The following is an 18,672-nucleotide window of genomic DNA, read 5'->3' as shown; positions in this document are numbered from 1 at the left end:
GGTGACCCGAGTCGCCATAGGAAGTGTACGGGACCCCGGGAGCGCTGGGTGACGGCGCTGTCCACAACCTGCGAGTGGTCCACAGAAATCGCCCGCGACCGGTCCGGGACGATCACTCCAGGGAGCCTTTCGCCATGCGTCTCATGACACTGATCCTCACCCTCGGGCTGCTGTGGCCCGTGCCTCCGCCGCCTCCCGTGGTCCTCCGCGGCTGGCAGCCCCCGGCCGGCCCGTACGCCGCCGGGCACCGTGGCGCCGATCTGGCCGCGCCACCGGGCACCCCGGTCCTGGCCCCGGCGGCGGGGACCGTCACCTTCGCGGGCCCGGTCGGCGGCCGCGGGGTCCTCACCCTCACCCTGCCGGATACGGGCACTCCCCCGCTCCGGACGACCTTCTCCCCGGTGACCCCCCTGGTGGGGAAGGGCACCCGGGTCCGGGCGGGCACCCCGATCGCCCGGGTGGCCACCGGCACCCACTGCCCGGAGAGCTGCCTGCACTGGGGGCTGCTCCGCGGCGACGTCTATCTGAACCCCCTGGCCCTGACCCGGAGAGCCCCCTCACGCCTGCTGCCCACGGGCGGACGGTCGGGTCCCCGCGAAGGGGTCAGGCCGGTGAGCCGTTGACGCCGTGGAGGGCCATCGTGACGGCCGCCTCGGCGATCTCCGTCGGGTCCTCGGCGGCGCCGAGCTCGATGCGGCGGACGGCGGCGTCGACGACGCCCTGGAGGAGCATGGCGCCGAGCCGGGGCCGGGGCTGGCCCAGCGCGGCGAGCGCTTCGACGATCATGGCGACGAGTCCGCCGTGGGCCGCGCGGATCTTCTCGCGGGCGCCGTCGTCGAGCTCGCTCGCCGAGATGGCGACGACCGCGCGGTGGCGCCGGTCCCCGACCAGCTCCAGCTGCGTGCGGACGTACGCCTCGACCTTGCCCTGGGGGGACTCCGCCCCGTCCATGGCGGCCTCGACCTCGGCGGCCCAGACGGGGAAGTCGACGGCGCACAGCTCTTCGACGACGGCCGCGCGCGACCGGAAGTACTCGTACACCGAGGAGCGGGCGAGGCCCGTGCGCTCGGCGAGTGCGGGGAAGGTCAGCGCCTCCGTACCGCCCTCGGACAGCAGGGAACGCGCGGCGTCCAGGAGGGCGCCGCGCTGCATCGTCCGGTGCTCGGCCACCGAGGCCGCTCGAATCCTGGGCACGGCACCACTGTACGACCGGCTCGCGTCCGGTCAGCGTCCGACGTCGGCCAGCTTGGCGCGGAGCTGGAGGACGGATTTGGTGTGGATCTGGCTGACGCGGCTCTCGGTGACGCCGAGGACGTGGCCGATCTCGGCGAGGGTGAGGCCCTCGTAGTAGTAGAGCGTGACGACGGTCTTCTCCCGCTCGGGGAGCGTGTTGATGGCGCGGGCGAGCAGTCGGCGCAGCTCACGGTCCTCGGCGATTTCGACGGGGTTGTCGGCGGCCGTGTCCTCGAGGGTGTCCATCAGGGAGAGCCGGTCGCCGCCCTCGCCGCCGACGTGCAGCAGCTCTTCCAGGGCGACCACGTTCGCCAGGGACAACTGGCTGAAAACCGCGTGCAGTTCCTCCAGTGTGATGTCCATCTCCGCGGCGACCTCACCCTCGGAGGGGGTGCGCCGGAGCTGGGCCTCGAGGGTCGCGTAGGCGCGTTCGACGTTGCGGGCCTTCTGGCGGACGGAGCGGGGGATCCAGTCGAGGGCCCGGAGCTCGTCGATCATGGCGCCGCGGATGCGGGTGATGGCGTACGTCTCGAACTTGATGGCCCGCTCGACGTCGAACTTCTCGATGGCGTCGATGAGGCCGAAGACGCCGGAGGAGACGAAGTCGGCCTGTTCCACGTTGGACGGCAGCCCGACGCTGACTCGTCCGGCGACGTACTTGACGAGCGGCGAGTAGTGCAGGATCAGCTGCTCCCGCAGCCGCTCGTCGCCCGTGTCCTTGTACGACCGCCACAGCTCGTCGAGGGAGGTCGGTGCGGATGGTCGCACGGTGCCCCGGGCTGCTGGGGGCACCGCAGCGCGGTCAGACCCGGAGGTGTGCTGGGGCATGCGTTGCCTTGAGCCGTTCTGCTGTCGGGTGGGTCGGTAGGGGTGTCCTGGACGGAATTCTGGTGAGCGTAGCGTGAGTGCGCGGTCGCGGTGCGCGAACATCGGCGGATCGCGCCGCTCCGGGTGGACACCGTCGGCCACATCTTCGAACCCGGGCCGTGGCGCGCGTCGGCCCCTCGGGGGCGGCCGAGAGAACTCGGTTGTTCATCGCCTTCACCTTTTCACCCGAATGCTCCAGGTCAAGTACCGCCTCGCCGCGCGTTCGACTCCGACGGCGTCGCCTTCGTCAACTGCCAGCCCGTTCCGTGCCGTTCGACGAAGCCGAGCGAGTGGAGTTCGTACAGCTTGGCGAGGGTGTCGTCGGGGGTGGCGCCGGCACGGCGGGCGATGACGGTCACGGAGGTGGGACCGCGGGCGGGGACCGCCTCGAGGACGTGGGCCGCCGCGGGGGCGAGGAGGTCGCGGGGAAGGACGGGCCCCCGGCGCGCCGGGGCGAGTTCACCCATGTCGCCGACGAGTTCGACGATCTCGTCGGCGTCGGTGACGAGGGTGGCGTCGCCGCGCAGGAGTTCATGGACACCCGCGGAGAGCGCGCTGGTGACGGGCCCGGGGACGCCCATGGTGTGGCGGCCGAGCCGGACGGCGGCACGAGCGGTGACGAGGGAGCCGCTGCGGTGCTGGGCCTCGATGACGACGGTCCCCCGGGTGAGGGCGGCGATGACGCGGTTGCGGAGGATGAAGCGGCTGGGCGTCGGATGGCTGTCGGGTGGCAACTCCCCGACGACCAGGCCCTGTTCGGCGATACGCCGGATGAGCTGGTCATGGCCTCTGGGGTACGGGGAGTCGACCCCGCAGGCGAGGACGGCGACGGTGGCACCGGCTGCCGCGAGTGCGCCGCGGTGGGCGGCGCCGTCGATGCCGTAGGCCGCTCCGGAGACGACGACCCAGCCATGACGGGCCAGCCCGGTGGCGAGGTCGGCCGCGGTGTGGGCGCCGTACGGGGTGCAGGCGCGGGCACCGACGAGGGCGACGGAGCGGAGGGCCCAGGTGCGCAGGTCGGCCGGGCCTCTGACCCAGAGGCCGAGCGGACGGGCGTCCCCGAGGTCGTCGAGTTGACGGGGCCATTCGGTGTCGCCGGGGATGAGGAACCGGCCGCCGAGGTCGTGGATGGCGGCGAGGTCGCGGTCGGGCTCCGCCGCGGTGGCGCGCAGCCGCCACGAGGTGACGCGCTTCTGCCCCGTACCGGGAAAGGAATCTCCCCCGAAGAAACCACCGTGATCACCGGGGTCACCGGAACCGGAGGCGCCGGACGTGCCGGCGGGGTGGAGCAGCCGGTCGAGGAAGCCGACGGCTCCGTAGCGGTGGAGCCAGCGGCCGGCGTGTTCGTCGCCGGGTTCGACGGCTCGACTGAGTGTGGCGCGGGCGCGCCGTTCGTCCAGGGGACCGGGGGCGGTCATGCGCGCTCCCCCGCTCCGACGGGCACGCCCCGGGTGATGCCGGTGCGCAGTTCGAGGGCGAGGGCGATGTCCTGGCCGTCGGGCCGGTCGTGCCCGGCGAGGTCGGCGACGGTCCAGGCGACGCGGAGCACGCGGTCGAGACCGCGGGCGGTGAGGAACCCGCGCTCGATGTCGCGTTCGGCTGTCGCGAGGGCCCCGGGTGCGGCGAGGTAGCGGGTGCGGAGTTCGTGCCCGGGGACTTCGCTGTTGACGCTCCAGGGGGTGCCGGCGAGGCGTGCGGCGGAACGCGCGCGGGCCTCGCGGACGCGGGCGGCGACGGCGGCGGTGGTCTCGCCCCGGTCGCCCTGGCCGAGGAGGTCGGCGCGGGTGACGGGTTCCACTTCCACGCGCAGGTCGACGCGGTCGAGGAGCGGTCCGGAGAGGCGCGCCTGGTAGCGGCGGACGAGCGCGGCCGGGCATTCGCAGCCGGCGCCCTGCAGGGTGTGCCGTCCGCAGGGGCAGGGGTTGGCGGCGAGGGCGAGGAGGAAGCGGGCGGGGAGGCGTACGACTCCGGCGGCGCGGGCGATGACGACGTGCCCGGATTCGAGGGGCTGGCGCAGGGCGTCGAGGACCTTTCCGGAGAACTCGGGGGCTTCGTCGAGGAAGAGGATGCCGCGGTGCGCCAGGGAGACCGCTCCGGGCCTGGGTAGTCCGTTTCCCCCGCCGACGAGGGACTGCGTGGTGGCGGAGTGGTGGGGCGCGCAGTAGGGGGCGCGGCGGACGAGGGGTTCGCCGGGCGGGAGGATGCCGGCGACCGAGTGGACGGCGGTGACTTCGAGGGATTCCTGCCGGGTGAGCGGCGGGAGGATGCCGGGGAGGCGCTCGGCCAGCATGGTCTTTCCGGCCCCTGGTGGGCCGGAGAGCAGCAGGTGGTGGCTGCCGGCGGCGGCCACTTCCAGGGCGCGGCGGGCGCGGTGCTGGCCGGCGACGTCGGCGAGGTCGGGGCCTCCGGCGGTGTCGGTGGGGTCGGGGGCGAGTCCGCTGCCGATGCCGGCTCCGGGGACGAGGAGTCCCGCGAGCATGGCGTCGGGCCGGCCCTCTTCGGTGGGTTCCTCCTCGGGGACGGGCTCGTCGGCGAGGACGGCGATGAGTTGACGGAGGCTGCGGACGCCGAGGACGGAGACTCCCGGGACGAGCGCGGCCTCGCCGGCGGTCTGTTCGGGGACGACGACCTGGCGGTATCCGGCGTCGGCGGCGGCGAGGACGGCGGGCAGGATGCCTCGGACGGGCCGGACGCGTCCGTCGAGGCCGAGTTCGCCGATGAGGACGAGGTCGGCGATGGCCCGCGGGTCGATCCGCTCGGCGGCGCCGAGCACGGCGGCGGCGACGGCGAGGTCGAATCCCGAACCGCTCTTGGGGACGGACGCCGGGCTGAGTCCGACGGTGAGTTTCTTCTGGGGCCATTCGGCACCGGAGTTCACGACGGCCGCGCGGACCCGGTCGCGGCTCTCCGTGAGGCTCTTGTCGGGGAGGCCGACGAGGGTGAAGGCGGCGACGCCGGGTTCGAGGTCGGCCTGGACCTCGACGACGACGCCTTCGACGCCGACGAGGGCGACGGAGCAGGTGCGGGCGAATCCCATCTCAGGCCACCCCCTGGGCGTGGGTGAGGACGGGGGCGCCGCGGCGGGGCAGGACGATGCCGACGAGGTCGATGCGGACGCCGCCGGGGGGCGCCGGGCTGTCGTTGCGGTCGAGCCAGCAGGCCGCGAGGCGGCGGAGCCGGTCGGCCTTGCCGGGGGTGACGGCGGCCATGGGGTGCTCGTAGGAGCCGAGCCGTCGGGTCTTGACCTCGCAGACGACGAGGGTGTCACCGTCGCGGGCGACGATGTCGATCTCGCCGGTGCGGCCGCAGCGCCAGTTGCGGGCGAGGACGCGCATCCCGGCCGCGGTGAGCCGGCGGGCCGCCAGCTCTTCCCCGTACCGCCCGAGGGCCCGGGTCGTACGGGACCGCTCGGCCGCCGCGGACCGCTCGGGGGCCGGGGCCGTGCCGGACCTCTCGGGGGCCGGAACCGTGCTGGACCCCTCGAGGGTCGGGGTCGTGGCGGATCCTTCGTGGCCTCGGTCCGTGCCGGAACGTCCGGGGGTCCGGGCCGTGCCGGTGTTCTTGTCGGTCGCGTTCATGCGGTACCACCTCCGTCACCGACTGTGACGGCTGATGGTCGTCCGCGTGGGCCGCTGTGGACGGCCGAAGGCCTGTGGAAAACGGCCTCACCCCTGAGGGTGAGGCCCGTGCGGCGGTGTCAGCTGCCGGGAAGTTCGAGGTCGCTCTTGTTGAGCTCCTCGATGTTCACGTCCTTGAAGGTGAGGACCCGCACCTGCTTGACGAACCTGGCCGGCCTGTACATGTCCCAGACCCAGGCGTCAGCCATGCTGACCTCGAAGAAGACCTCACCCTGCACCGAGTGCACCTGCATCTCGTAGTCGTTGGTGAGGTAGAAGCGCCGCTCGGTCTCGATCACGTATTTGAACAGCCCGACGACATCGCGGTACTCCCGGTAGAGCTTCAGCTCCATCTCGGTCTCGTACTTCTCGAGGTCCTCGGCGCTCATGGCATGTTCCCCTTCAGCCGTGCGTCCCCCTATTGTGCGCCTGCCGAACGCGCCCCTAAACGATTTCCGGGGCGAGAACCACCGGTGCACTCGGAGGTCCCTCGTCGAGCAGCGTGCGGAGCAGCTCGGCGAGTCTGGTCGGGTACACCGTCTCACGCGCCGCCGACAGTTCGGCGGAGGTCCACCATCTCAGGCCCGCGAGGCTCCGGTTCTCCAGCTCGGTGAGGGCCCGCGGCCGGGGCGCCTCCTCGGTGCCGCGGGTGCGGGCGAGGTAGTACCACTCGTCCTGGTCCCAGCGGCGCCCGTCGAAGGGGAAGGAGCAGTAGCGCTTCCAGAGCACCGGTCCGAGGTCGACGTCGGTGATGCCGGTCTCCTCGGCGAGCTCGCGCAGGGCCGCCTCCTCGCGCGTCTCGGCACCTTCGAGGCCGCCGCCGGGGGTGAACCACCAGGAGTCGGCCGGGTCGTCCGGCTCGTACCCGTGCAGGAGCAGGACGCGGTCGTCGGGGTCGAGGAGCACGACCCGCGCGACCCGCCGCCGCACGGGCGCCGGTTCCAGGACCGGTCCCGGCTCCAGGGCCTCCGCCGGCCGCGCATCGAAGTCCGTCATGTACCCACCTTCTCCCGTCGGCCGGCCCCGGGCCCCACCGGACGGCGCTTCGTGAAGAAGCGCGCCACCGGGCCGTACGCGCCTCCGGCCAGCACCAGGAAGGCCCCGGCCGCGATGGCGGTGAGGAGGGGGCGTACGGGCCCGGGCTCGGAGATGCCGCCCGGAAGCCCCGCGAAGCCCGTCGGGCGGTCCAGGAGGCCCTTGGCGGGCCAGACGACCGCGTCGACCCTGGCGATCACGGACGAGCGGGGTACGGAGCCCTGACCGGCCTCCTCGATGTGCGTACGGGAGTCGAGGGAGGTGTGCCGGTCGTCGCCGAGGAGGAAGAGGTTGCCCTCAGGGACGGTCACGGAGAACTCCCGGCCGGAGGCGAGGATCCGGCCGTCCGGTCCTGGCCTCAGGTACGGCTCTTCGACGGGCGTGCCGTCGACCGTGAGACGCCCCTCCCGGTCGCAGCAGACGACGGTGTCGCCGCCGACGGCGGCGACCCGCTTGACCATCGGCGAGTCGCCCCAGAGCGGGTCGGTGAAGACGACGACGTCTCCGCGCCGCACCTCGGCGCCGTCGACACGCTGGGCGAGGATCTTGGATCCGACGGCGAGGGTGGGGGTCATGGAGTCGGTGGGGACGGAGTACGGCTGGTAGAGCAGGGCGCCCCAGCCGAAGCCGCCGAGGAACAGCACACAGCCGACGGCCACGGCCAGCCCCGACAGCACGCTGCCGAGGCGGCCGTGGCCGCTCTGGGTCCGTATGTTTCCGCTCATGCGCGCACCCCGTGGGTCTGTCGAAGGACCGTGGTCGTTCGACGGTCCGGGACGGCACCCTACCCGCGGGTCACTACGCGGCGGTATGCCGCGCGGCGAGCTTCTTCCGGCGCCACAGCACCAGCGGGAACGCGCCGGCGAGACCGGCCGCGCCGACGGGGGCGGCGGTCATGGCCCGGTCGATGCCGGGCTGGTCGAAGACGTCGGGCACGGGGAGGGTCGCCCAGCGGGTGACGGGCCAGGCGACCACGACGGCGCGGCCCACGACCTCGTCGTCGGAGACGGTGCCGCCGCCCGGGAGCTGCTGGTGGAAGCGGGAGTCCAGGGAGTTCTGGCGGTTGTCGCCCATGACCCAGATCCGGTTCTCGGGGACCTTGATCGGCCCGAAGGAGTCCTGGCAGGGGACGGAGCCGGGGTAGAGGTAGGAGGTCTCGTCCAGCGTCTTGCCGTTGAGGACGACCTTGCCGCCCTCCTTGCAGGACACGGTGTCCCCGCCGACGGCGATGACGCGCTTGATGAGGTCCTTCTCCTCGGCCGACGGCATGAGGCCGATGAAGCTGAGGAACTTCTGGACGACGTTCGGCTTGGGCGTCGTCTGGCCTTCGAGCCAACCGCCGGGGTCATGGAAGACGACGACCTCGCCGCGCTCGGGTTCGGAGCCGAACCACGGGGTCAGTTTGTCGACGAGGACCCGGTCGCCCTTCTGGAGGGCGTTCATCATCGATTCCGAGGGGATCGAGAACGCCTGCACCAGGAAGGTCTTGATCAGCAGGGCGAGCACCAGCGCGATGCCGACGAGGAGGGGCAGTTCCTTCCAGAAGGAACGCTGCTTCTTCGGGCCCCTGCCGGAGCCGCCCGTCGCGTCGTCGTCGCCACCGCCCGGCGTGCCGCCGCCCGGCGGCTGCGCCTGCTCGTCACCCGTCACGTCGTCACCCGCGCTGTCTTCGCCGAAGGCCCCGTCGGCCCTCTTGTCGGGCTCATCGTGTCCGGATCGTGCGTCGACGGCCAAATCCCCCACATCCACTCCTCAGTCCGTGCGAACGCCCGCCCCGGGTCAGGGACAGGCCCACCACTCCCATAACGAGCAGAAGTTCCGCAGGGGTCGGGAGCCCGGGGAATCCGTTCAGATTCCGCTGGGACACACTATGCGACAGACCGGGCGTGGAATCGGAACTCGTACCGGCGTCCGGTACGGCGGCGAAGGTGGCCCGTTCCTCGAGGCCCCGCCAGTGCCCGATCGGCCAGGCGATCACCACGGCGCGCCCCACCACCTGCTCCTCCGAGACGGTGCCGTGGTCCTTCTCGTCGAGGTGGAAGCGGGAGTCGGCCGAGTCGGAGCGGTGGTCGCCGAGGACGAAGATCCGGCCCTGCGGCACCTTCACCTCGAAGGGGATGGTGGACGGCTCGTTCCCCGGGTGGAGGTACGGCTCGTCGAGCGGTACGCCGTTGACGGTGATCCGTCCGTCCTCGCCGCAGCAGCGGACGGTGTCCCCCCCGACGGCGACGACCCGCTTGATGAGGTCCCGGTCGTCGGCGGAGGGCAGCAGCCCGATGAAGGTGAGGGCCTGCTTGGCCTGTTTGACGCCGACCGGGTCGTCGGCGGGCGGCGCGGCCTCCTGCTGGAGCCAGTTGCCGGGGTCCTTGAAGACGACGACGTCGCCGCGCTGCGGGCGGGAGCCGAACCAGGGGGTGAGCTTGTCGACGAGGACCCGGTCGGAGATCCGGATCGTCTGCTCCATGGAGCCGGACGGGATGACGAACGCCTGGACCAGGAAGGTCTTCAGTACGAGCGCGATGAGGACGGCCACCATGACCAGAATGGGGATCTCGCGGAGCGCGGAGCGCTGCCGGCGCCGCTTGACCTTGCGGGCGAGCCTGCGCCGCTCGGCCCGTCCCGGCAGGGCCGGGCCCCGGCCGGTCCCCTGCTCGGCGGGGTGACCCGATCCGCCCGGCGGCCGGCCCCGGCTACCCATGGGCCCCCGCCCCGTGTCCGCCGGCCGGTGCGGCCGGTACGGCGTCGAAGGCGTCCGTCGCGGGCACGCCGGACCAGCGGCCGAAGGGCCAGGGGATCCAGTCGGCGCGTCCGACGACCCTGTCGACGGGGACCATTCCGCCGCCGGGGCTGCCCAGGTGGTCCCGGGAGTCGCTGGACTGGCTGCGGTGGTCGCCCATGACCCAGAGCCGGTCCTGCGGGACGACGATGTCGAAGGGCACGCTGGAGGGCTGGTCCCCGGGCATCAGGTACCGCTCCTGGACGGTGACCCCGTTGACGGTGAGCCGGCCGTCCTTGTCGCAGCAGACGACCCGGTCTCCGCCGACGCCGACGACCCGCTTCACGAAGTCGGTCTCGTCGGGTTCCGCGAGCCCGAGGGCGGCCGCGCCGTCGTGGAGCGCTCCGGTCACCGGATCGCCTTGCGGCTGCTCGCGCACGAAGGAGCCGGTGCCGTCGAAGACGACGACGTCGCCCCGCTCCGGCTCGCTGCCGAAACGGTACGCCAGCTTGTTCACCAGGATCCGGTCGCCGACCTGGAGCGTGGGTTCCATCGAGCCGCTCGGGATCAGGAAGGGCTGCGCCACGAAATGACTCAGGAGCAGCAGGAAGACCACGCAGGCGCCGCCCACGAGCGCCGTCCGCCGCCAGGAGGGCGCGGTCCCACCGGGCGGGGTCCCGTCCGGGGCGGTCGTGTCGGCCGGGGCGGTCGTCTCGGCCCGTGCGGTCGTGTCGTCCGGGGCGGTCGTGTCGGCCTCGGGAACGCGCGCGGAGCGCGACCCTTCCTCCAGGTCGGAAGAGGGGTCGCGCTCCGTGTGCTGTGCTTCGTCGTCCATCGGGGGCAGAGCCTATCCGGCCTGTCTGTCCGAGGGCTCGGAAGCGTCGAGCGTGCCGGGAGCCGAAGCTCAGCGGTCGCGCTTCTCCTTGATCTTGGCAGCCTTGCCGCGCAGCTCGCGCAGGTAGTAGAGCTTGGCGCGACGGACGTCACCGCGGGTCACGAGCTCGATCTTCTCGAAGATCGGGCTGTTCACCGGGAAGGTGCGCTCGACGCCGACGGAGAACGAGACCTTGCGGACCGTGAAGGTCTCGCTGACGCCCGAACCCTGGCGGCGGATGACGACGCCCTTGAACTGCTGGATACGCGAGCGGTTGCCTTCGATGACGCGCACGTGGACGTTCACGGTGTCGCCGGGGCGGAAGGCGGGGAGGTCGGAGCGGAGCGAACCCGCGTTGACCTGGTCGAGCAGGGAGGCCATGGAGGTCTCTTTCCTCGCTGATGCCACAGGTCATCAGCGGTACGTTCGGACGATGAGGATGCCGCGCGTCTCTGGCGGGCGTCGTCCCCCTGTGGCAGGGGCGCGCGCCGGACGGACGGCAGCGGCCTATTCTTCCACGTCGTCGAGCCTGCGCCAAAATCGGCCGCCGGGCTCGGGCGCCCACCCCATCATGGAGAGGATCTCCCGGTCCTTCTTGTCGAAGGCCGCCGGGTCGCAGCGCTCGATGAGATCCGGCCGGTGGGCGGCGGTGCGGCGGAAGGCCTCGTCGCGCCGCCAGCGGGCGATCTTGCCGTGGTGCCCGCTGAGCAGGACGTCGGGGATGCCCCGGCCGCGCCACTCGGGGGGCTTGGTGTAGACGGGGCCCTCCAGGAGGTTGGCCATGGCCCCGGGGGCGAAGGAGTCGTCCCGGTGCGACTCGGCGTTGCCGAGGACACCGGGCAGGAGCCGGGCGACGGCCTCGGTGACGACGAGGACGGCGGCCTCTCCGCCGGCGAGGACGTAGTCGCCGATGGAGACCTCGTAGACCGGCATCCGGGTCGCGTACTCGTCCATGACGCGGCGGTCGATGCCCTCGTAACGGGCGGGCGTGAAGATCAGCCAGGGCCGCTCGGAGAGCTCGACGGCCAGTTCCTGGGTGAAGGGGCGGCCGCTGGGGGTGGGGACGACGAGGACCGGTCCGTGGGCGCCGCCCTCGTAGCCGTCGGCGAGCGTCTGGTCGAGCGCGTCGCCCCAGGGGTCGGTCTTCATGACCATGCCGGGGCCGCCGCCGTACGGGGTGTCGTCGACGGTGTTGTGCCGGTCGTAGGTCCAGTCGCGCAGGTCGTGGACGTGGACGTCGAGCTGTCCACGCGCGCGTGCCTTGCCGACGAGCGAGACGTTCAGCGGTTCGAGGTACTCGGGGAAGATCGTGACGACGTCGAGCCTCATGCGTCGTCACCCGGTTCGGCGTCCCGGGAGGAGACGATCTCGGCCCGGTCGTCGATCAGGCCGGGCGGCGGGTCGATGACGGCCCGCTGCTCCTCCAGGTCGATCTCGGTGACGATCTCCCCGACGAACGGGATCATCAGCTCGGTGCCGTCGGGACGCTCGACGATGAAGAGGTCCTGGGACGGCAGGTGGGAGATCTCGGTGATCCGCCCGATCTCGGTGCCGTCGGCGAGGACCACGTCGAGGTCCATCAGCTGATGGTCGTAGTACTCGTCCTCCTCCTCGGGCATCTCCGTCGGGTCGACCTCGGCGATGAGGAGGGTGTTGCGCAGGGCCTCGGCGGCGTTGCGGTCGTTGACGCCCACGAAGCGCAGCAGCAGCTTACCGCTGTGCACCTTGCCGGTCTCGATGGTCAGCGGCCCGGCGGAGGCCGGGTCGGTGAGCAGTACGGCACCGGGGCCGAGCCTCAGCTCGGGCTCGTCCGTCCGCACCTCGACGGTGACCTCGCCCTTGATGCCGTGGGCGCGGCCGATCCGCGCGACTACCAACTGCACTGCTCCACACTCTCCTGTCACACAGCTCGTACGACGAAAACGACAACGGGCCGGGGTGGGCTCGTAAGCCCTCCCCGGCCCGTGCCGGCACATCATTCAACCGATGTGGCCGACTTGTTCAGCGGACCTGGTCCACGTCGACGAGGTCGACCCGGATCCCACGGCCGCCGATGGCGCCCACGACGGTACGCAGCGCGCGCGCGGTGCGGCCGTTGCGGCCGATCACCTTGCCGAGGTCGTCCGGGTGCACCCGGACCTCGAGCACGCGTCCACGGCGCAGGTTGCGCGAGGCGACCTGCACATCGTCGGGGTTGTCGACGATGCCCTTCACGAGGTGCTCGAGAGCCTCCTCGAGCATGCTCAGGCCTCGGTCGACTCGGTCGACGCGGCCTCGGCCTCGTCAGCCTTCTTGTCGGCCTTCTTGGCCTTCGGGGTGATGGCCTCACCCTTGTCGTCGCCACCCTCGAGGGTCTTCGCGAACTCGTCGAACGAGGCGCGCTTCGCCTCCTTGGTCGCCGGGACGAGCAGGGCCTTCTCGGGGGCCGGGAGGCCCTTGGCCTTCTGCCAGTCACCGGTGAGCTTCAGGATGGCGAGAACCGGCTCGGTCGGCTGGGCGCCGACGGACAGCCAGTACTGCGCACGCTCGGAGTCGACCTCGATACGCGACGGGTTGTACGTCGGGTGGTAGAGGCCGATCTCCTCGATCGCGCGACCGTCCCGGCGGGTGCGGGAGTCGGCGACGACGATGCGGTAGTGGGGCTGGCGGATCTTGCCGAGGCGCTTGAGCTTGATCTTGACTGCCACTGGAGTGGTGTCTCCTGGTCTTGACGTGGTTGGGCACTTTGAGATGCCACGTGGGGTTGCGGTACTCGGATGCCCGATGGACGCGTCAGCCGGAGGAGAGAGGGGTCCTGTGCGACTGTCGAGTACAGCTAGCCATTGTGCCACACCGCGATCAGCTCGCGGCGCCCACGGTCTCCGGGATGCGGAAGGGCTTGCCGCAGCCGCCGCAGACGATCGGGGCCTGGGCGAGCACCGAGGGCACCACGCGCACGTTCCGCCCGCAGTCGCAGACGGCCTTGACGCGCACGCCGCCACCCGAGGAGCCGTGCCGGGCGGCCGGTCCGCGGAAGGAGCGCTTGGTGTCGGCCGCCGTGGCGACCGTGTGGGCCTTGAGGGCGCGCTGAAGCCGCTCGATGGTGGGCCGGTAGCGCCGCCTCGCCTCGGGGTTGAGCGTGACCAGGGAGAAGCCGCTGCTGGCGTGTGGCTCCTCGGGGTGGTCGAGGCCCATCTCCTCGGCGATCGCGAGGAATCTGCGGTTGTGGTAGCGGCCGGCGCGGGAGGTGTCGCGGACACCTCGGGCGGCGGCGATGCCGTGGACTGCCTCATGGAGCAGCCGTTCGAAGGAGAGTTCGGCGCCGCAGGCGGACGAGGACTCTCCGATCAGGGACTCGGGCGCGGCAAGATCGGGCAGCTCGGGGTGGTGCCGCTGAATGTCGGCCCACGCCTGTGCCAGCTCTGCGGCGAGAACAGGTGGTGTCGTGCTCACGTCGGGTACAACGAGCCGGATCCCCTCGGGGTTCCATTCCGGGGCATCCCAAATATTTTGCACGTACCCGTCAGTTGCCGTTGATGCGTCCTGACGAGGGCCAGTGCGCCGATCTGCGGAGAAGTCGCGCAGCGGGCGCCAAGCCGGTGCGTAGTGGCGCATACGCCCCGGCGTGTAGCGAAGGCGCGTGCGCCCGGGAGGACGTTCCCTCGGTAAACCGGGAAGCGTTGCACGGACATTACCGGGTCCGCGCGCGCGATCGCGCGGCACCCCTCCCCCGGTTCCCGCTCCGCCGCCCTCCGGGCGAATCGATGCGGCGCGAGCACTGGACGCGGCCCGGGATGCGCAGTTCCCTGGCTACGGGGGCAGTCGTCCGAGCACGGATCGGAGCACTTTTCCATGACACCTACGCTCGTCCCGCACCACCCCGCGCGTGACTGGGCCGAGATCCAGGAACGCATGCTCGTCCCGCTCTACGAGGCGGTGTACGCCCGCCTCGGCGTGGGCGCCGACTCCCGGGTCCTCGGCCTGGGCTGCGGCTCCGGCCTGGCGCTGCTCATGGCGGCCGCGCGGGGCGCGCGGGTGGCCGGCGCGGACCGGGACCACGCGCGCGTGGAGCTGGCCAGGGAGCGGCTGCCGGAGGACGTCGCGGTCACGGAGGAACCGCCGGAGGCCGGCCCGTACGACGTGATCACGGCCTTCCACGCCACCGAAGGACTCCTCCCCGAGCTGATGGCGCTCACCCGTACGGCGCAACGCGGTGCCACGGTCGTGCTGGCCGGCTGGGGGCCGCCGGAGCGGTGCGCCACGGAACCGGTGCTGCGGGTCGCGGACCGGCTCGCGGACCACGGGCCGGCGGTCCGGGCGGACCTGGACGGGCTGGTGGCGGCGGCCGGGCTGCGGCCGGACGGGTCGGGTCGGGTGGCCTGCCCCTTCGGGTACGCCAATGAGGGCAGCGCGGTGCGCGGTCTGCTGTCGACGGGCGCGTTCGACCAGGCCGTCCGCGCGACGGACCCCTCGCAGGTGACGAAGGAGATCGAGGAGGCGCTCGCCCCGCACGTGCGCGCGGACGGGACGGTGTGGATGCCGAACGTCTTCCGGTACGTGCTCGCCCGGGTGCCGTAGCACTCCGCTCCACGGGGGCCGTGCCCGGCGAGGGCCGGCCCCGGGTCAGTCCTCCCGGTCCGCGCGCGTGATGCCCGCCGCGCGGTAGGCCTCGGCCTCCTCCAGGGTCTCGTTCTCCAGGAGCGCGGCGGCCAGCGCGTCCAGCTGGTCGCGGTGCTCGCGGAGCTGCCGTACCGCGCCCTCGTAGCACTCCTCGACGATGCGGCGCATCTCCGCGTCGACGGTGTCGAGGGTCGCGGGGGCCGCCGACAGGCCGTACGCCTGCTGGGCGTCCCCGGGAATGGCGGTGAGGCGGCCGACGCGCTCGCTCATGCCCCAGCGGCCGGCCATGCCCCGGGCGATGCTGGTGACCTGCTCCAGGTCGCTCTCGGCACCGGTGGTGACGACGCCGAACACGACCTCCTCGGCGGCCATGCCCCCGAGGGCGCCGACGATCCGGCCGCGCAGGTAGTCCTCGGTATAGGCGTACTTGTCGGAGTCGGGGGTGGAGAGGGTGACGCCGAGGGCCCGGCCCCGGGGCACGATGGTGATCTTGCGGACCGGGTCGGCGCCGGGCTGGAGCATGCCGAGGAGGGCGTGTCCGCTCTCGTGGTACGCGGTGCGGCGCCGCTCGTCGGCGGGCATCACGAGCGGCCGTTCCGCGCCGAGCCGGACCTTCTCCAGGGCGTCGGACAGGTCGGACCGGGTGACGGTCTTCTGGTCGCGCTTGACCGCGAGGAGGGCGGCCTCGTTGGCGAGGTTGGCGAGCTCGGCACCGGTCATCCCGGGGGTCGTCCTGGCCACGTGCTCCAGGTCGACGTCCTTGGCGAGCGGGATCTCCCGGGTGTGGATCCTGAGGATGGCCTCGCGGCCGCTCCGGTCGGGCGGGTTGACGTGCACGATCCGGTCGAAGCGGCCCGGCCGGGTGAGGGCGGGGTCGAGGACGTCGGCGCGGTTGGTGGCGGCGAGGACGATGACCCCTTCGGAGCCGGTGAAGCCGTCCATCTCGGTGAGGATCTGGTTGAGGGTCTGCTCGCGTTCGTCGTGCCCGCCCATGCCGGAGCCGCCGCCCCTGGCCCGGCCGATGGTGTCGATCTCGTCGATGAAGATGATCGCGGGGGCGACCTTGCGGGCCTCCGCGAACAGCTCCCGCACCCGGGAGGCGCCGACGCCCACGATCATCTCGATGAACCCGGACGCGGAGGCGGAGAAGAACGGCACCCCGGCCTCGCCCGCGACGGCGCGGGCGAGCAGGGTCTTCCCGGTGCCGGGCGGACCGGCGAGGAGCACGCCGCGGGGCATCTTGGCGCCCATCGCGCGGTAGGCGTCCGGGTTCTTGAGGAAGTCGACGACGTCGTTGAGCTCGCCCTCGACCTCGTCGATGCCGGCGACGTCCTCGAAGGTGGTGCGCTTGGCGCCGGCCTCCAGTTCGACGGGCTTGGGCGGGGTCTTGCGGCCGAGCATGCCACCGGCGCCGCCCATCCCGGAGCCCATCCGGCGGGCGATGAAGATCCACAGCACGACGAGCAGCAGCATCGGCGCGAGCGAGATGAGGAGGTTGGCGAGGAAGCTGCGCTCCCGCACGACCGGCTCTGCGGTGACGGTGACGTTCTGCTTGGTCAGCTGCGCCCACAGGTCGTCGTCGGCGAAGGCGGGCCGCTGGGTGACGAACTTGCTGTAGTCGCCCTTGTCACCGTTGGGCAGGGGCTGCTTGTTCTTCAGCTCCCCCTGGATGGCGTCGCCCTTGGAGTAGATCTTGGTGACGTTGCCGGAGCTCACCTGCTTGCTGAACTCGGTGTACGAGATCGTCGGCTCGTCGCCCCGGTTGAAGAACGACAGCACGAGGTTGGCGATCAGGTAGACGACCAGGGCGGTGAGGATGAGGCCTCCCCAGCCGCCGGGCATCTTCCTCTTCGCCGGCGGTGGCGGCGGAGCCCCTTCCGAGCGCCAGGGCTGATCGGTCCGGTCGCGCGGCGGTACGGGGTTGGCCACGTGGCTCTCCTCGGGGCGGCAGTGTCCCCAGTATCGAAGAGCGGGAGGAACCCGGCATCGCGGGCGGCCCGGAGGGGTGAGAAGGGGCCCGGGACGGTTTCGTACCGTCCCGGGCCCCTTGTCACGAGGTGACCGGCGTCAGCTCATGAACTTCTTGAACTCGTCCGGGAGCTCGAAGTCCTTGGGGGTCTGCCCCGCCGCCGGGAGACCGAAGGCGCCGCCCGCCTGCGTCTGCTCGCGACGCTCGGCCGCGGCCTGCTCCTCGGCCTTCCGCTTCATCGGGTTGCCGCTCTTGCGCTTGCCCTTGGCCTGCTTGATCTGCTTCTTCTGCCGGCCGGGGCCGCCGCCCATGCCGGGCATGCCCGGCATGCCGGGGAGGCCGCCGCCCTGGGCCATGCGGGACATCATCTTGCGCGCCTCGAAGAAGCGCTCGACCAGCCCCTTGACGGCGCTGACCTCGACGCCGGAGCCCTTGGCGATACGGGCGCGGCGGGAGCCGTTGATGATGGTCGGGTCGTGGCGCTCGCCCGGGGTCATCGACTTGATGATGGCGGCCGTACGGTCGACGTCCCGCTCGTCGATGTTGGCGATCTGCTCCTTCATCTGGCCCATGCCGGGGAGCATCCCGAGCAGCTTCGAGATGGAGCCCATCTTGCGGACCTGCTCCATCTGCGCCAGGAAGTCGTCGAGCGTGAACTCCTGGCCCTTCTTCGACGCGAGCTTGGAGGCCATCTTGGCGGCCTCTTCCTCGTCGAAGGTCTGCTGGGCCTTCTCGATGAGGGAGAGCATGTCGCCCATGCCGAGGATGCGGGACGCCATGCGGTCCGGGTGGAACGCGTCGAACTCGTCCAGCTTCTCGCCGTTGGAGGCGAACATGATCTGCTTGCCGGTGACGTGCGCGATGGAGAGCGCGGCACCACCGCGGGCGTCGCCGTCGAGCTTGGAGAGCACGACGCCGTCGAAGCCGACGCCGTCGCGGAAGGCCTCGGCGGTGTTGACCGCGTCCTGACCGATCATGGCGTCGACGACGAAGAGGACCTCGTCGGGGCTGACGGCGTCGCGGATGTCCGCGGCCTGCTGCATCAGCTCCTGGTCGATGCCGAGGCGGCCGGCGGTGTCGACGACGACGACGTCGTACATCTTGGTCCGCGCGTACTCGATCGAGTCCTTCGCGACCTGGACCGGGTCACCGACGCCGTTGCCCGGCTGGGGGCCGTAGAAGGCCACCCCGGCGCGGTCGGCGACGACGGAGAGCTGCGTGACGGCGTTGGGGCGCTGGAGGTCGCAGGCGACAAGCAGCGGCGAGTGACCCTGGCTCTTGAGCCAGAGACCGAGCTTTCCGGCGAGGGTGGTCTTACCGGCGCCCTGGAGACCGGCGAGCATGATCACGGTGGGCGCGGTCTTGGCGAACCGCAGGCGCCGGGTCTCGCCGCCGAGGATGGAGACGAGCTCCTCGTTGACGATCTTGATGACCTGCTGGGCGGGGTTCAGGGCCTGGGAGACCTCGACGCCGGTGGCGCGCTCCTTGACCTGCTTGATGAAGGACCGGACGACCGGCAGGGCGACGTCCGCCTCGAGCAGCGCGATGCGGATCTCGCGGGCGGTGGCGTCGATGTCCGCCTCGGACAGACGGCCCTTGCCGCGGAGGTTCTTGAAGGTCGCTGCAAGGCGGTCGGAGAGGGTATCGAACACGGCGGTCGCGGATCCTCGGTGTCGGGGGCGGTCGGATTGCCCTCCAGGGTATCGGGCCGCTCGAAGTGTGTACCCCCGCCCGCCGGATCCGGCGCGCGGGGACGGGTCGG

Annotated in this window: 21 protein-coding genes; 2 read left to right on the top strand and 19 right to left on the bottom strand. The window is 71.9% G+C overall.

Annotation, left to right across the window (positions count from 1 at the left end):
• Positions 1–134: 134 nt before the first annotated feature.
• Positions 135–623 carry a M23 family metallopeptidase gene (locus tag ACFWUY_RS20135; protein WP_384109910.1) on the top strand — a complete coding sequence of 163 codons (489 nt, stop codon included), beginning with the start codon at positions 135–137 and terminating at the stop codon, positions 621–623.
• On the opposite strand, the gene ACFWUY_RS20130 is transcribed toward ACFWUY_RS20135, so the two are convergent.
• The 17 genes from ACFWUY_RS20130 to ACFWUY_RS20050 all read right to left on the bottom strand — a co-directional run bounded on the left by ACFWUY_RS20130 (position 604) and on the right by ACFWUY_RS20050 (position 13,774).
• Entirely contained in the window at positions 604–1,152 is a 549-nt protein-coding gene (locus tag ACFWUY_RS20130; RefSeq protein WP_384110229.1) for a TetR/AcrR family transcriptional regulator, read from the bottom strand. The two genes, ACFWUY_RS20135 and ACFWUY_RS20130, sit on opposite strands and share 20 nt — an antisense overlap.
• Before the next feature lie 72 nt (positions 1,153–1,224).
• Positions 1,225–2,061 carry an RNA polymerase sigma factor WhiG gene (gene whiG / locus ACFWUY_RS20125; RefSeq protein WP_384109903.1) on the bottom strand — a complete coding sequence of 279 codons (837 nt, stop codon included), beginning with the start codon at positions 2,059–2,061 and terminating at the stop codon, positions 1,225–1,227.
• 239 nt (positions 2,062–2,300) lie between these two features.
• Complete coding sequence (gene dprA / locus ACFWUY_RS20120) at positions 2,301–3,518, bottom strand: DNA-processing protein DprA (RefSeq protein ID WP_384109897.1); 1,218 nt, start codon at positions 3,516–3,518, stop codon at positions 2,301–2,303.
• Positions 3,515–5,137 (bottom strand): YifB family Mg chelatase-like AAA ATPase, encoded by a 1,623-nt coding sequence (locus ACFWUY_RS20115; protein ID WP_384109892.1) that lies wholly within the window; start codon positions 5,135–5,137, stop codon positions 3,515–3,517. Before ACFWUY_RS20115 ends, dprA begins: the two co-directional genes overlap by 4 nt.
• A gap of 1 nt (position 5,138) precedes the next feature.
• Positions 5,139–5,465 carry a YraN family protein gene (locus ACFWUY_RS20110; RefSeq protein WP_384110223.1) on the bottom strand — a complete coding sequence of 109 codons (327 nt, stop codon included), beginning with the start codon at positions 5,463–5,465 and terminating at the stop codon, positions 5,139–5,141.
• Between the two features lie 332 nt (positions 5,466–5,797).
• The gene (locus ACFWUY_RS20105) at positions 5,798–6,106 is read right to left on the bottom strand and encodes a DUF2469 domain-containing protein (protein ID WP_005311352.1); all 309 of its coding nucleotides are present in this window, start codon (positions 6,104–6,106) and stop codon (positions 5,798–5,800) included.
• 55 nt (positions 6,107–6,161) lie between these two features.
• Positions 6,162–6,713, bottom strand: coding sequence for an NUDIX hydrolase (locus ACFWUY_RS20100; RefSeq protein WP_384109888.1), 552 nt, complete (start codon positions 6,711–6,713; stop codon positions 6,162–6,164).
• Positions 6,710–7,477, bottom strand: a complete 768-nt coding sequence (gene lepB / locus ACFWUY_RS20095) for a signal peptidase I (RefSeq protein WP_384109885.1) — start codon at positions 7,475–7,477, stop codon at positions 6,710–6,712. Before lepB (ACFWUY_RS20095) ends, ACFWUY_RS20100 begins: the two co-directional genes overlap by 4 nt.
• Positions 7,478–7,550: 73 nt before the next feature.
• Positions 7,551–8,486, bottom strand: a complete 936-nt coding sequence (gene lepB, locus ACFWUY_RS20090; RefSeq protein ID WP_384110220.1) for a signal peptidase I — start codon at positions 8,484–8,486, stop codon at positions 7,551–7,553.
• Positions 8,455–9,450 (bottom strand): signal peptidase I, encoded by a 996-nt coding sequence (lepB, locus tag ACFWUY_RS20085; RefSeq protein WP_384109882.1) that lies wholly within the window; start codon positions 9,448–9,450, stop codon positions 8,455–8,457. Before lepB (ACFWUY_RS20085) ends, lepB (ACFWUY_RS20090) begins: the two co-directional genes overlap by 32 nt.
• Complete coding sequence (lepB, locus tag ACFWUY_RS20080) at positions 9,443–10,303, bottom strand: signal peptidase I (RefSeq protein WP_384109879.1); 861 nt, start codon at positions 10,301–10,303, stop codon at positions 9,443–9,445. Before lepB (ACFWUY_RS20080) ends, lepB (ACFWUY_RS20085) begins: the two co-directional genes overlap by 8 nt.
• Before the next feature lie 69 nt (positions 10,304–10,372).
• On the bottom strand, positions 10,373–10,723 hold the full coding sequence (gene rplS, locus ACFWUY_RS20075) for a 50S ribosomal protein L19 (RefSeq protein ID WP_015036473.1): 351 nt from the start codon (positions 10,721–10,723) through the stop codon (positions 10,373–10,375).
• Between the two features lie 126 nt (positions 10,724–10,849).
• Positions 10,850–11,671 (bottom strand): tRNA (guanosine(37)-N1)-methyltransferase TrmD, encoded by an 822-nt coding sequence (trmD, locus tag ACFWUY_RS20070; RefSeq protein WP_015036472.1) that lies wholly within the window; start codon positions 11,669–11,671, stop codon positions 10,850–10,852.
• Positions 11,668–12,225 carry a ribosome maturation factor RimM gene (rimM, locus tag ACFWUY_RS20065; protein WP_384109872.1) on the bottom strand — a complete coding sequence of 186 codons (558 nt, stop codon included), beginning with the start codon at positions 12,223–12,225 and terminating at the stop codon, positions 11,668–11,670. Before rimM ends, trmD begins: the two co-directional genes overlap by 4 nt.
• A 118-nt stretch (positions 12,226–12,343) precedes the next feature.
• The gene (locus ACFWUY_RS20060) at positions 12,344–12,583 is read right to left on the bottom strand and encodes an RNA-binding protein (RefSeq protein WP_005311361.1); all 240 of its coding nucleotides are present in this window, start codon (positions 12,581–12,583) and stop codon (positions 12,344–12,346) included.
• 2 nt (positions 12,584–12,585) lie between these two features.
• Complete coding sequence (rpsP, locus tag ACFWUY_RS20055) at positions 12,586–13,029, bottom strand: 30S ribosomal protein S16 (protein WP_030690646.1); 444 nt, start codon at positions 13,027–13,029, stop codon at positions 12,586–12,588.
• A gap of 151 nt (positions 13,030–13,180) precedes the next feature.
• Positions 13,181–13,774, bottom strand: coding sequence for a hypothetical protein (locus ACFWUY_RS20050; RefSeq protein WP_024755886.1), 594 nt, complete (start codon positions 13,772–13,774; stop codon positions 13,181–13,183).
• A 399-nt stretch (positions 13,775–14,173) separates the two neighbouring features.
• Here ACFWUY_RS20050 and ACFWUY_RS20045 point away from each other — a divergent pair, with 399 nt between their 5' ends.
• Complete coding sequence (locus ACFWUY_RS20045) at positions 14,174–14,899, top strand: class I SAM-dependent methyltransferase (protein ID WP_384109859.1); 726 nt, start codon at positions 14,174–14,176, stop codon at positions 14,897–14,899.
• Between the two features lie 45 nt (positions 14,900–14,944).
• Here ACFWUY_RS20045 and ftsH read toward each other — a convergent pair whose 3' ends face one another.
• Both ftsH and ffh read right to left on the bottom strand, forming a co-directional pair.
• Positions 14,945–16,870, bottom strand: coding sequence for an ATP-dependent zinc metalloprotease FtsH (gene ftsH / locus ACFWUY_RS20040; RefSeq protein WP_384109853.1), 1,926 nt, complete (start codon positions 16,868–16,870; stop codon positions 14,945–14,947).
• A gap of 138 nt (positions 16,871–17,008) precedes the next feature.
• A complete protein-coding gene (gene ffh / locus ACFWUY_RS20035) occupies positions 17,009–18,562 on the bottom strand; it encodes a signal recognition particle protein (RefSeq protein WP_384109846.1) in 1,554 nt (517 codons plus the stop codon).
• Positions 18,563–18,672: the final 110 nt, after the last annotated feature.

Source organism: Streptomyces sp. NPDC058664 (genome assembly GCF_042716635.1).
Taxonomy (GTDB): domain Bacteria; phylum Actinomycetota; class Actinomycetes; order Streptomycetales; family Streptomycetaceae; genus Streptomyces.
The sequence above is the reverse complement of the archived record's forward strand: the minus strand, read 5'-3'. Positions and strand labels throughout refer to the sequence as shown.